We start from the raw sequence: 12,875 nt of genomic DNA, 5'->3' as shown, positions 1-12,875 counted from the left end.
CTCTTCTGAGGGCCGCGAGGACTGTGATGACGATCCGATTGACGAACTCCGAACTTTTGCGCGAAAGCGCCTATATCAACGGGGAATGGGTCCAGGCCCGTTCAGGCAACCGATTCCCGGTGACCAACCCGGCCAATGGCGAGCATCTGGCAGAGGTGCCGGATATGGACGCAGAAGACACCCGGCAGGCCATCCGGGCGGCCGAGGCCGCATGGCCGGAGTGGCGTGCCCGCCCGGCCAAAGAGCGAGCGGGTATCCTGCGCCGGTGGTTCGATCTGGTGATGCAACATCAGGAAGACCTGGCCCGGCTGATGACAGCGGAACAGGGCAAGCCGCTGGCGGAAGCCCGGGGTGAGGTGGGGTACGGCGCCAGCTTTATTGAGTGGTTTGCCGAGGAAGCCAAACGAGCCTATGGCGACGTGATCCCGGGCCATGGCCGGGACAAGCGGATCGTGGTGATCAAACAGCCTATCGGGGTGGTGGCGGCAATCACGCCCTGGAACTTTCCGGTGGCCATGATCACCCGCAAGGTGGCACCGGCCCTGGCGGCCGGGTGTCCGGTGGTGGTTAAGCCGGCAGAGGATACCCCGCTGTGCGCCCTTGCCCTGGCGGTGTTGGCGGAGGAGGCCGGTGTTCCCGCGGGCATCCTCAACATTATCACCTGTGCAAAGGCCCGGGCGCCGGAGGTGGGTGAGGAACTGAGCACCAACCCGGTGGTTCGCAAAGTGTCATTCACCGGTTCTACCCCAGTGGGCAAACTGCTCATGCGCCAGGCCAGCGGCACGGTCAAGAAAGTGAGTCTGGAGCTGGGTGGCAATGCCCCGTTCATCGTGTTTGACGACGCCGATCTTGATGCTGCTGTGACGGGGCTGATGGCCTCCAAGTACCGTAACACCGGTCAGACCTGTGTGTGCGCCAACCGCATCTATGTGCAGTCCGCTGTGTATGACGCATTTGTCGAAAAGCTGAAAGCGGCCGTCGGCAAGATGGTCGTGGGCCCCGGTCTCGACGGCGAGACTCATCAGGGCCCGTTGATTAACCGGGCGGCACTGGATAAGGTCAAACGGCACATCGCCGATGCCACCGGCAAGGGCGCGAAAGTGGTCCTCGGCGGCCAGGTACACGCACTGGGCGGCACCTTCTTCGAGCCGACCATTCTCACCGATGTCACCCAGGACATGCTGGTGGCCAGCGAAGAGACTTTTGGTCCGGTGGCGCCGCTGTTCCGGTTTGATACCGAGGAGCAGGCAATCGCCATGGCCAATGACTCGGAATTCGGTCTGGCCGCCTACTTCTACAGCAATGACATCCGGCGTATCTGGCATGTGGCTGAGGCTCTTGAAACCGGCATGATCGGTATCAACGATGGGATCATTTCCACCGAGACAGCACCCTTTGGTGGCGTCAAGGAAAGCGGCCTTGGCCGGGAAGGCTCCCGGTATGGAATGGACGAGTTCATGGAACTCAAATATCTCTGCCTCGGTGGCATGCGCTAAACGCCCACCTCTAAGGAGAATCGGATGTCAGGCTCTCTGTCTCACCTGCGTGTCCTGGATCTTTCACGGGTCCTGGCGGGTCCTTGGGCGAGTCAGATCCTGGGGGATCTGGGCGCGGAGGTCATCAAGATCGAGCGCCCGGGAACCGGTGACGACACCCGCTCCTGGGGACCGCCCTATCTTAAGGGCGCTGATGGCAGCGCGGAACTCTCCGCCTACTTCCTGAGCGCCAACCGGAACAAGCAGTCCCTGGCGGTTGATATCGCCCATCCGGAGGGGCAGGAGCTGGTCCGCAAGCTGGTGGCGGAATCGGATGTGGTACTGGAAAATTTCAAGGTGGGCGGTCTCAAGCGCTATGGCCTGGATTACGACAGTCTGAAGCGCATCAACCCCAAACTCATTTACTGTTCGATCACCGGGTTTGGCCAGGACGGCCCCTATGCGGACCGCCCCGGCTATGATTTCCTGATCCAGGCCATGGGCGGGTTGATGAGCATCACCGGGCAGCCGGACAGCGAGCCTGGCGCGGGCCCGATGAAGGTGGGTGTGGCCCTGACGGACATCATGACCGGTCTCTACGCCACCATCGGCGTACTCGCCGCTCTCAGCCATCGGGACCGAACCGGGGAAGGCCAGTATGTGGAGGCCGCGCTGCTGGATGTGCAGGTGGCCTGCCTGGCCAACCAGGCCATGAATTACCTGACCACGGGCACGGCACCAGTCAGGATGGGGAATGCCCACCCCAACATCGTTCCTTACCAGGATTTCCCTACGGCCGACGGCAATATGGTGCTGACGATCGGCAACGATCAGCAGTTTGCCCGGCTGTGTGATGTGCTGGAGCATGGGGAGTGGGCGAGCGACGAGCGCTTTGCGACAAACCGCGCCCGGGTGGCCAATCGCAGGGAGCTGATCCCGAAGCTGAGGCAGGCCACCGTAATGCGGTCCACCAGGGAGTGGGTTGAAATTCTGGAGCGGGCCGGGGTGCCCTGCGGGCCAGTGAATACCCTTGATCAGGTATTTGACGATCCCCAGGTTCTGGCCCGGGGGATGAGGCAGACTGTCACCCATCCTGCCCTGGGTGACGTGCCAACGGTTGGCAATCCGATCAAGCTGAAACTGACACCGGTAACCTACCGCACGGCACCGCCTCTATTGGGGGAGCAGTCGGAGCGGGTCCTGCAGCACGTTGCCGGTCTTTCTTCCGGTGAGGTTCAGGCGCTCAGGGAACGGGGTATCATCTCCTGAGTCTCAGTTGTGAGGGGTTACCACGGACGGGCGTCCCCGCTTGTTTACCGGCCCTGGAATTGCGCAGCCCGCTTGGCGAGAAACGCCGACACACCCCGGGCAAAATCCGCAGTCTGCGTCATTTCAAGGAAGGCTGCCCGTTCCGCTTCCAGGTGGGCGGCCAACTGATTGCCATTGGCCCGGTCGGTAAGCTGGCGAAAAGCACCAAACGCACGGGTGGGCCCGTTGGCGACTTTATTGATGATCATGTTCAGCAGACTTTCATACTCGTTGTCCGCGGCAAACTCGGTGATCATGCCCCAGTCTTTCGCTTCCGACGCGGTCAGAGTCCGGCCCAGCAGCATCAGTTCCGCCGCCCGGCCAGCGCCGATCTTGTGCGCCAGAAACCAGCTGCCGCCACAGTCAGGGACGGCGCCGATGCCGTTATAAGCCACCAGAAACCTGGTGTCTTCATGGGCCACAACCAGATCCGCCATGAGTGCCAGGCTGAGCCCAGCGCCGGCGGCGACACCCTTTACCGCTGCGATTACCGGGGCATCCATGCTGCGCAACAGCAGAATGGCGGGATTGACGGCATCCAAAATGGCGCTTATCGCATTGCCGGCCTGTTCCGATGTGCCGGACATGCTGGCGACGTCACCACCTGCCATAAAGGCACGTCCTGCGCCGGTGAGGACTATGCAGCGCACTCCCGAACGATCTTTCAGCTCCCGGACAGCGGAAAGAAAGGCTTCCGCCAGGGGCACATTGATCGCGTTCAGGGCTTCTGGCCGGTTAAAGGTCAGCGTTGCCACACCGGTCTTGGCGTCAAATCCGGTGATTACCAGGCTGTCTGTCATGGTTGCGTGCTCTCCCGTTGCGGCAGGTCTGAATGCGGGTTGCCTGCGTAACTAATTTTGTTATCTGGCAGGCAACAGGATAGAGGGGATTGCCTAAAGTTGCCTGAATGGACTACTTTAAACCGTGATCGGGGCTAACCCCGATGGCCAGGAAAAATAAAAATTACAATCATCTTTAGGCGTGAGTTTGGTATGAGTGAGGCGTGTTCGCGTGCCTGTTCATCCGGCGCCAAGGGTGCCGGGAGGTAAAGTGAGCATCCTCGAGATCAGCAATCTGTCTCTTTCTTTTGGTGGTGTGAAGGCCCTGCAGGATGTGAGTTTCCGGGTGCCCGAGAACACCGTTACCACCATCATTGGCCCAAACGGTGCCGGCAAGACCTCCCTGTTCAACTGCATTTCCGGTTTTTACAGGCCCCAGCAGGGCTCGATCAGTTACGAGGGCCAGCTGCTATCAAGTGGCATCAAGCCGCCGCGCCGGGCCGCGTTGGGTCTGGCCCGAACCTTCCAGAACATCGCCCTGTTCCGGGGTATGACCGTCCTCGACAACATCAAGCTTGGTGCTCACGTGCACATGAAGAGTGGCCTGCTAAGTGCTCTGGCCTATTTCGGCCCTGCCCGCCGGGAGGAGATGGCAGTCCGCAGGGATATTGAAGAACGGATCATTGATTTTCTCGAAATTGACCATATCCGTCGCCAGCCGGTGGCAAGCCTTTCCTACGGGCTGCAGAAGCGGGTGGAGCTGGCCCGGGCACTGGCCATGCAGCCGAAAGTGCTGATGCTGGATGAGCCGGTGGCCGGCATGAACCGGGAAGAAAAAGAGGACATGGCCCGCTTTATCCTGGATATCCGGGAAGAGTGGGGCATCACCGTGCTGATGGTGGAACACGACATGGCTATGGTCATGGATATTTCTGACCACATTGCGGTGCTCAATTTTGGCCAGGTCATTACCGAGGGACTGCCGGCTGATGTACAGAAAAACCCCGAGGTAATCAGGGCCTATCTGGGCAACAGTGACATCGACAGCCTGCGTGTGAAGCTCAACCCGGAAGGGGAGGCTGCCTGATGGATTGGTTGTTCTTCGGCGAAATCAGCCTGGCAGGCCTGGCCATGGGCGGGCTTTACGCCCTGATTGCCCTGGGCTTTGTGATCATCTACAAGGCTACCCGGGTGATCAATTTTGCGATCGGCGAAATCATGATGTTTGCGGCCTATCTGTTCCTGGCCTTTGCTGGTGGCATGGAGCTCTCTGCGTGGATTGCCCTGCCAATGGCGGTAATCGGCGGCAGCATCCTGGGCGGTGTCATTGAAAAGACCATGATCCGGCCAATGCTGGGTGAATCCCCAATCTCGGTGGTGATGGTCACGATCGGTATCGCCAGTATCCTGGTGGGGCTGGTGGAGTTCATCTGGACCGCCAACCCGCAACTGCTTCCCAGCTTCCTGCCCCGGGAACCGGTGTTTATTGGGCCGCTCTATCTTGCCCCCAAAATTGCTTACGGTTTCCTGATTGGTTCCGCCCTGCTGATTATTTACCTGCTCTATTTCCGATTCTCCCGGGGCGGTGTGGCGTTGCGGGCGACCGCCTCGGATCAGGCCGCCGCCTATTCCATGGGCATCAACGTGCGCAGGGTGTTCAACATGGCCTGGGTGTTCGGTTCTCTGGCGGCGTCACTGGCCGGAGTATTGGTGGCAGCGACCGGCGGCCTCAGCCCCCAGTTCGGGATCATCGGGCTGAGCGTGCTGGTGGTGGTTATCGTTGGCGGCCTGGACAGCATTCTCGGTGCCCTGATCGCCGGGGTGTTTATCGGCTGGCTGGAAACCGTGGCCGGCGCCTACCTGGGTGGTGAGTACCGGATGCCGGCGACCTTTCTGGTGCTGGCGGTGATTCTGGTGATACGCCCCTATGGCCTTTTTGGCACCCACGAAATAGAGCGAGTGTAAGATGCGCATCGGTGACGCAAAACAGAGCTACGAGGCCGATGAGGCGATCTGGACCAGCCAGACCCAGAAGCTGTGGCTCGGGCTGCTTCTGGTGGTTCTGCTGCTGTTCCCTTTTATGGCCGATTCGTATCTGCTCTACCTCGGCTGCCTCGTCGGCATTGCCGTAATCAGCACGACCGGCCTGAATATCCTGACTGGCTTTACCGGCCTGATTTCGCTGGGGCAGGCCGGTTTTATGGGCGTGGGCGCCTACACCGTAGCCTGGCTCTCCCTCAATACCGGCCTTCCGTTCCCGGTAACCCTGGTGCTGGCGGGGCTTATGGCCGCCGCAGTAGGGATTTTGGTGGGCCTGCCCTCGCTGCGGGTCAAGGGGCTTTACCTGGCGATCGCCACCCTGGCGGCCAGTGTGTTCCTGCATTTCATCTTCGCCGAGTGGGAATCGGTCACCGGTGGCATGGGCGGCCTGAGCCTGGAGCCGGCGCATCTGTTCGGGGTGACCTTCCAGAGTGATTTCATGATGTATTTCATCATCGTGCCGCTGGCGGTGCTGATGATGTTTGCCGCCCGGAATGTGTTCCGGACCCGCATTGGCCGGGCGTTTATCGCCATCCGGGACCGGGATATTTCCGCTGAGATTCTGGGTATTAACCTGTTGCGCTACAAGCTGATGTCATTTGCGCTCAGCTCCTTCTACGCCGGCGTAGCCGGTGGCCTGTTTGCCTACTTCTTCCGGGTCGTGACGCCGGAGAGCTTCCCTCTGTCGATGTCCATTTTCTATCTGGCGGCGGTGATTGTGGGCGGCATGGGTAATCTCCTGGGGGGCATACTCGGTGCTGCCTTCATGACCCTGGTGCCGGAAGCCCTGAAGTTGCTCACTGCCGCCCTGACTCCGTTCTACCCGGACGCCCCTGTGTTTATGTCGCCGATGCTGGAGATTATCTTCGGCGCCCTGATTGTGGGCTTCCTGATCTTCGAACCCCATGGCCTCGCGGAAATATGGCATCGCATTCGCCGTTTTTTCAGCCTGTGGCCGTTCCGGAATTAACGGTTATCCAACGAGTGTTTCAAATAGAACCCGAGCAACACCAACAACAAGAAGCAGCAAGGAGAAGAAACATGTTCAGAAACATCCTCAAAAAAGGGCGCCGGCTCGCCGGGCTGGGCAGTCTGGTCGCTGCATTATCGGTAGCCGCCCCTGCCGTGGCCCAGGACAAGGAACCCATCGTGTTCGGTGGCTCCATTCCCCTCTCAGGGGTGTTTGCCTTTGCCGGCATTCATATTCATGCCGGTTTAACCGACTACACGGCCTGGATCAACAGCCAGGGCGGCATCAATGGTCACCCGGTCAAGTATGTGATGGAGGACACCGCCTACGAGGTGGACCGTTCAGTGGCGGCCTTCAAGAAGATCTCCGGCAGCAGCTCGCCTGCCACCTATTACGGTGACAGCACTGGTTTCATGAAAACCATCGCCTCGGAGCTGAACAGCCAGGGCACCACGCTGATGAGTGGTGCTTCCTTTGCCACGGCGCTGACCGATAACGAGCAATACCCTTATCAGTTCATCCCCGGCCCCAATTACAGCCAGATGTTCGGCATTATTCTGGAGTACATCGCTGACCAGGGTCAGGGCGGCGACATGCCGACGGTTGCCTTCGTGTACAGCGATACCGAGTTTGGCAAGGACCCGATCGAAAACGGCAAGGCCCGAGCCGCCGAGCTGGGTATTGAAGTGGTCGAGGACATTGTCACCAAGCCCGGCAGTGTGGATGTATCGGCAGAAGTTCTGAAGCTCCGTCGCGTTCGCCCGGACTTCGTGGTGTTCCATGGCTACGTGCTGTCGCCGATCAACGAGTTCATGGTGCAGATGCGCCAAATGGGCCTGGATACCCAGTTCATGGGCACCTTCTGGTCCTCGGACAAGCTGATCATCGACAAAATGGGTGCTGATGCCGATGGCTACATGGGCGTGATGCCCTACAACTATTACGACAGTGAGGAAAGCGGTCCCATGCTGGATGCCCTTCGTGCCCAGGCAGAGAAGAGTGATCCGGAGGCCGGCTACCGACCGACCGGCTACATGCAGGGCTGGTTCAATGCCATGGTGTGGACCGAAGTGGTCAAGCGCACCCTGGATGCTGGCAAGGAACTGACGGCTGACAATATGGCCGCCTCACTGGCTTCCATCGAGGATTGGGACACCGGCGGCATCATCGGTATTCCGGTCACTGTGAAGGATATGTCGTTCCCGGTTGGTCGTATCTGGCGGGTGAATGCCGAGAAAGGCCGTTATGAGCCGGTATCGGACTGGATTCACCTCGACTGAGGGGCTGTATGGAAGCCTTACTGGAAATCGATAACATCGAGGTGGTTTACAACAAGTCGGTGCAGGTCCTGCGGGGCCTGTCACTGCGGGTACCGGAGGGCGCCATTGTGGCGCTCCTCGGTTCCAACGGCGCCGGCAAATCCACCACATTGAAAAGCGTTTCCGGCCTGCTGACCCTGGAAGACGGCGAAGTGACCGCCGGAGAAGTCCGTTTCCAGGGCAAGGATGTAAAGGGAACACCGCCCGAAAAACTGGTGCGTAGCGGGCTGTTCCATGTGATGGAAGGCCGCCGTGTGTTTGAGGACCTGACGGTGGAAGAGAACCTGGTTGCCGCCACCTATGCACTCACCGGCGCCAAGCCATCCCTGAGCGACAGTTATGAGATGGTTTACAACTACTTTCCAGCCCTCAAGGAACGCCGCAAACAGCTGGCGGGGTATCTGTCTGGCGGTGAACAGCAGATGCTGGCTCTGGGCCGGGCACTGATTGCCCAGCCGAGGCTGATCATGCTGGATGAGCCGTCACTGGGTCTGGCGCCGTTACTGGTGGAAGAAATCTTCACTATAGTGGCTCGGATCAATCGGGAGCAGGGTACCGCTATTCTGCTGGTTGAGCAGAATGCTGCGGTTTCTCTGGCGATCGCCTCTTACGGTTACATAATGGAGAACGGCAAGATTGTGATCGATGGCCCGGCGGATAAACTCACCGCCAACGAGGATGTCCGGGAGTTTTACCTGGGGGTGGGCGGCAAGGAAGGCGAAGCCCGCAGTTACCGTGACATCAAGCATTACAAACGCCGTAAACGGTGGCTTTCATGACAACACCTTCCATACCCGATCTTACCCTGACGCAAATGTTGCGGGCCCACGCCAACGATCGGCCTGAATCTCTGGCCCTGCGCCAGAAAGACTTCGGCATCTGGCAGGCCTATTCCTGGCAGGATTACTACGAGCGTGCCCGGCATTTCGGGCTGGGGCTCCGTGCCCTCGGCCTTGAGCAGGGTGGCCATGTGGCCATTATTTCGGAAAACCGGGTCGAGTGGGTGATTGCCCAGATGGGCATTGGTATGGTGCGGGGCATCTGCGTTGGCGTGTATCCAACCAGCCCGTGGAACGAGGTAGCCTACGTCCTCGAGCACAGCGATGCGGAAATTGTGGTGTGCGAGGATCAGGAACAGACTGACAAGGTGCTGGAAGCCTGGCCGGACCTGCCCAAACTCAAACACTGCATCGCCATCGATATGAAGGGCCTGCGGTATTACCCGGAGCCGCCTGCCGCATTCGATGACATCGAAGCCCGCGGACGGGAATTTGAGAAGGAACACCCTGGGCTGGTGGACGAGTTACTCGACGGCCAGCAGATGGACGACACCGCCCTGATGATCTACACCTCCGGCTCCACCGGCCGGCCCAAGGGAGCGATGATTACCTGGGGCAACCTCCATGCTGCAGCACCCGGACTCCTTGAACTACTGAAGGCCGATGAGCATGGCTCCAGCTTGTCTTATCTGCCGCTGTGCCATGTCGCAGAGCAGGCATTTACCAACATTGCGCCGGTCTACGTGGGCAGTGCGGTCAGCTTCGGCGAAAGTCTGCGGACCATTCAGGAAGATTTACGGGAAATTGCGCCAACCTTCTTCCTGGGTGTGCCCAGGATCTGGGAGAAACTGCATTCCTCCATCTACATCAAAATCCAGGAAACCGGCCGGCTCCGGAGAGGGCTGTTCAACTGGGCCATCCGGGTCTGTTCGCCCATGGCCACCAAGACCCGTGCGCAGTGGAGCCTGAAAGAAAAGTGCCTGTACGGCCTCAGTTATGTTCTGGTGCTCCGGGCTTTACAGAATTTTATCGGCCTGCGCCGATGCACCATCGCGCTCACCGGAGCGGCGCCCATTTCCACGGGGATCCTGGAGTTTTTCCGGACTATCGGCATTCCTCTGGTGGAAGTCTATGGCCAGACGGAAAGCACAGGCGTTGCTACCGCCCAGCCGGTGGATGATGTGCATCTGGGGACCGTAGGTGTGGCCCTTTCCGGCGTCGAAGTGAAGCTTGGTGAGCACAACGAAATCATCATGCGCGGCGGCAGCATGTTCAAGGGCTATTACAAGAACGACGAGGCAACCGCCTCTACCCTGATGGACGGCTGGCTGCATACCGGTGATGTCGGCGAATGGCGGGATGGCCAGCTCAAAATTGTCGATCGTCTGAAGGACATCATGATTACGGCCGGCGGCAAGAACCTCTCGCCCACTGAGATCGAGAACACCATCAAGACCAGCCCTTATATCAAGGAATGCATCGTGATTGGTGAGGCCCGCAAGTATGTTTCCGCGCTGATCCAGGTCGATTTCGAAACGGTGGCCAAGTGGGCCGAGCAGGAACGGATTGCCTACACCACCTTCCGAAGCCTGACCGAGCAAGAACCGGTGACCGAGCTGATTCAGGCCCAGGTGAACAAGGGCAATGAACGGCTGCCCCAAGTGGCACAGATTAAACGCTTCCATCTGCTCATCAAGGAACTGGACCACGACGATGACGAAGTGACTGCCACCATGAAAGTGCGCCGGAGCAATATTTACGAGAAGTACACCGACGTCATTGAGTCGCTTTACGCTTGAGGCGGAGACTCAGAAACGGGCGCCTTCTTCCACCCGGGAACGGTCCAGATACTGGGTCAGCGCGGCGTTAAGCGCCGCCAATACCAGGAATAGCAGGATGCCCTTTGGCACCAGGGCATGAATTTCCGGATTGGGGGCGGTACTGGCGGTCACCAGGATCAGCCCCAGGATGTTGCGGGCCAGGCGTACGGTCAGCATGGCGCAGAGGTAGCCGGACTGGAACGCCGATTCGGCAGCCCGCAGGCAACGGCCAAACGCCGGCATCAGGTGCACAGTGTTGAGTAACAGCACGGAAAAAATAACTAATTGAATAATGCTGTAGATGGTCATGGCCAGAGACTACCGAACGACCCTGCTGGTAAAAAAACAGGGCAAAATTATCCCTGATTGAACCGGTTTAATCCAGTTCAAGCCAGCATTTGTTAATAACTGCCGTTCAGGAGATCGTGATAGTCGGCCCGGAACCGCTGGAAACTCAGGTGGTTATTCCTATGGTCCACCAGACCGGCCGAATTGAATGCCTCCACAAAGGCCCGGGACTCTCCGGTGCTGATCTCACCATAGAAACCACCATCCCAGTCCAGCAGCTGCACCATTTCCAGCAGGACCGTCATCGCCAGGGCGCCATTGGCGCGTTCCAGGTATCGGTAGGCCAGGCCGTAATGTTCGAAGCGATACGGAGCGCTTCCTGCGTCCAGTGGCGTTACGTCCCACAGGGGCTCGTAATCATAGTGCTGGTAGGCCGGGGCTACCGGCTCACCGGCAACGACGGTTGCCTGGCCCTCGGCAAACCAGAGGGGCAGAAGACTGTCACTGGCATCGTAACGGCTCAGGTTTTCCTGAACGAAATGGGTCAGCTCGTGACTGACAATCTGGCCAGTCTCGAAAGGCCACTGGCCGTAATAGGGATTAAACGCGACTGCTGCCAGTGAGGCTGAAACAAACTCACCCTGCGGCACGTTTGGGCTCAGGCAGCCAATCACCTGCCGGGGATAGGACACGGCAGCAGTGCGGTCTTCGACAAAATCGGCCCAGCGCAACTGGAACCGGCTCAACACCCCGTCGATTCGGCGTTCAAGCTCAGAGGCTGCGGCCCGAAAACTGGTTTCACTGTAGGCGGGGGAACCATAAACACGCACTCGCCCGCTGCTGGTCTCGAAATACAGGGGGTCGTCCTGGCAGGCCTGGGTGTTGGTGGTCTGCGCCCAGGAGTCGGTGGGGTAGTGCCGCCCGGTATCTCTGGCATCATAGAACAGGCCCGAGATAAAGGGATCTCCGCCGGAATCAAAGTGACCGCCTGTTGTAGTGACCTTGCAGCCGGCTAGCGTCACTGCAAGCAGACCGGTAATCAGTACGCCTTTCCACGTTGCCATAGCGAATTCTCCGATGCGCTCTTGTTATCGGAAATGATCGCAGAGTTGCCGGGACGGCAGTGTCAAGGGGGTGTAAAAATCGGGTAAAGCACAAGGCCGGTCGTCTTGCAGATCCGCGCAGATCAATAAGCGAATGATTGTGGTCATGAAATAGCCATTCCCGCCAACCGGTCCAGGATCATCTTTTCCAGCGCCTGGGCGGAGGGAGAAAGAGAGCGATGGGCCTGTTTGATGATGCCAATCTGGCGCACCAGTTTCGGTTCGCTCAGGGGAATAAAGCAGAGCTTGTCGTTACCCACCGGAAATGCGAGGCGAGGAAGTGTGGTAATGCCACTGCCGGCTTCCAGCATGGCGAGCAGGGAGATCATGTTTGAAATGAAGAAGTCGTTGTTGTCGACCAGGCTGGCGGCGGGGGTGTGTTCTAAAAGCCGGGAGGTGCCGTTGGCAATAAAGCGCTCCTCCGACAGTTCCTGCCATTTCAGACTGTTGCGATTTGCCAGGGGATGATCCCGGCGCATTACCACGCCCACGTTGTCTTCAAAGAGGAGGTGGAAGGCCAGGCTTTCGTCTTGAACCCACATGCTGCTGATTCCCAGATCCACCTCACCACTGGCCACCAGCCGGCAGACAAACTCCGCGTTTTCGTCATGGAGGTTGATGTTGATGTCCGGGTGCTCGGCGACAAAGGCTGCAAGAAACTCAGGCATCAGCCGGCCGGCGACCGAGGGTACCGTAGCGAGAGTTACCCGCCCCTGGTGCCCTTCGGCCATGTGCTGCAATTCATTAGCCAGCCGGTCGTGCTGTTTGATCAGCTCCTGGAACCTGGGCAGGCAATATTCGCCAAAGGGTGTCAGTTGTCCCTTGTGAGCCTTTTCGAACAGCGGTTGCCCGAGCCGCTCCTCCAAATCACGAATCGCCATGGACAGCGCAGGCTGGCTGCGATGAAGCTTCAGGGCAGCGCCGTGAAAGCTGCCCTCTTCCCGCACGGCCAACACATAACGAAGCGGTTGAATCTTCAGTTCGATCGTCATTC

The 12,875-nt window shown here is 59.1% G+C and carries 12 protein-coding genes; 8 read left to right on the top strand and 4 right to left on the bottom strand.

Going from position 1 to position 12,875, the window contains the following annotated elements:
* The first annotated feature begins 32 nt into the window (after positions 1–32).
* Both ACN0XM_RS01010 and ACN0XM_RS01005 read left to right on the top strand, forming a co-directional pair.
* Positions 33–1,496, top strand: a complete 1,464-nt coding sequence (locus ACN0XM_RS01010) for an NAD-dependent succinate-semialdehyde dehydrogenase (protein ID WP_417565500.1) — start codon at positions 33–35, stop codon at positions 1,494–1,496.
* A 24-nt stretch (positions 1,497–1,520) separates the two neighbouring features.
* Entirely contained in the window at positions 1,521–2,744 is a 1,224-nt protein-coding gene (locus tag ACN0XM_RS01005; protein WP_417565050.1) for a CaiB/BaiF CoA transferase family protein, read from the top strand.
* Positions 2,745–2,788: 44 nt separating this feature from the next.
* Here the strand turns inward: ACN0XM_RS01005 and ACN0XM_RS01000 are convergent, their stop codons facing one another.
* Positions 2,789–3,583 (bottom strand): enoyl-CoA hydratase/isomerase family protein, encoded by a 795-nt coding sequence (locus ACN0XM_RS01000; protein WP_417565049.1) that lies wholly within the window; start codon positions 3,581–3,583, stop codon positions 2,789–2,791.
* A gap of 250 nt (positions 3,584–3,833) precedes the next feature.
* On the opposite strand from ACN0XM_RS01000, the gene ACN0XM_RS00995 reads away from it, so the two are divergent.
* The 6 genes from ACN0XM_RS00995 (at position 3,834) to ACN0XM_RS00970 (ending at position 10,469) form a co-directional block, all read left to right on the top strand.
* Positions 3,834–4,649 (top strand): ABC transporter ATP-binding protein, encoded by an 816-nt coding sequence (locus ACN0XM_RS00995; protein WP_417565048.1) that lies wholly within the window; start codon positions 3,834–3,836, stop codon positions 4,647–4,649.
* Positions 4,649–5,527 carry a branched-chain amino acid ABC transporter permease gene (locus ACN0XM_RS00990; protein ID WP_417565047.1) on the top strand — a complete coding sequence of 293 codons (879 nt, stop codon included), beginning with the start codon at positions 4,649–4,651 and terminating at the stop codon, positions 5,525–5,527. Before ACN0XM_RS00995 ends, ACN0XM_RS00990 begins: the two co-directional genes overlap by 1 nt.
* A gap of 1 nt (position 5,528) precedes the next feature.
* Positions 5,529–6,572, top strand: coding sequence for a branched-chain amino acid ABC transporter permease (locus tag ACN0XM_RS00985; RefSeq protein WP_417565046.1), 1,044 nt, complete (start codon positions 5,529–5,531; stop codon positions 6,570–6,572).
* 71 nt (positions 6,573–6,643) lie between these two features.
* Entirely contained in the window at positions 6,644–7,852 is a 1,209-nt protein-coding gene (locus ACN0XM_RS00980; protein ID WP_417565045.1) for an ABC transporter substrate-binding protein, read from the top strand.
* An 8-nt stretch (positions 7,853–7,860) separates the two neighbouring features.
* Positions 7,861–8,670 carry an ABC transporter ATP-binding protein gene (locus tag ACN0XM_RS00975; RefSeq protein ID WP_417565044.1) on the top strand — a complete coding sequence of 270 codons (810 nt, stop codon included), beginning with the start codon at positions 7,861–7,863 and terminating at the stop codon, positions 8,668–8,670.
* A complete protein-coding gene (locus tag ACN0XM_RS00970) occupies positions 8,667–10,469 on the top strand; it encodes an AMP-dependent synthetase/ligase (protein WP_417565043.1) in 1,803 nt (600 codons plus the stop codon). Before ACN0XM_RS00975 ends, ACN0XM_RS00970 begins: the two co-directional genes overlap by 4 nt.
* Positions 10,470–10,478: 9 nt before the next feature.
* Here the strand turns inward: ACN0XM_RS00970 and ACN0XM_RS00965 are convergent, their stop codons facing one another.
* The 3 genes from ACN0XM_RS00965 to ACN0XM_RS00955 all read right to left on the bottom strand — a co-directional run bounded on the left by ACN0XM_RS00965 (position 10,479) and on the right by ACN0XM_RS00955 (position 12,873).
* On the bottom strand, positions 10,479–10,799 hold the full coding sequence (locus tag ACN0XM_RS00965; protein WP_417565042.1) for a hypothetical protein: 321 nt from the start codon (positions 10,797–10,799) through the stop codon (positions 10,479–10,481).
* Between the two features lie 92 nt (positions 10,800–10,891).
* A complete protein-coding gene (locus tag ACN0XM_RS00960; RefSeq protein WP_417565041.1) occupies positions 10,892–11,842 on the bottom strand; it encodes a hypothetical protein in 951 nt (316 codons plus the stop codon).
* A gap of 143 nt (positions 11,843–11,985) precedes the next feature.
* A complete protein-coding gene (locus tag ACN0XM_RS00955; protein ID WP_417565040.1) occupies positions 11,986–12,873 on the bottom strand; it encodes a LysR substrate-binding domain-containing protein in 888 nt (295 codons plus the stop codon).
* Positions 12,874–12,875: the final 2 nt, after the last annotated feature.

This window comes from Marinobacter sp., from assembly GCF_048269445.1.
In the GTDB taxonomy this organism is placed as follows: domain Bacteria; phylum Pseudomonadota; class Gammaproteobacteria; order Pseudomonadales; family Oleiphilaceae; genus Marinobacter.
Note: the sequence above shows the minus strand (reverse complement) of the source record. Positions and strands in the feature narration are given on the sequence as shown.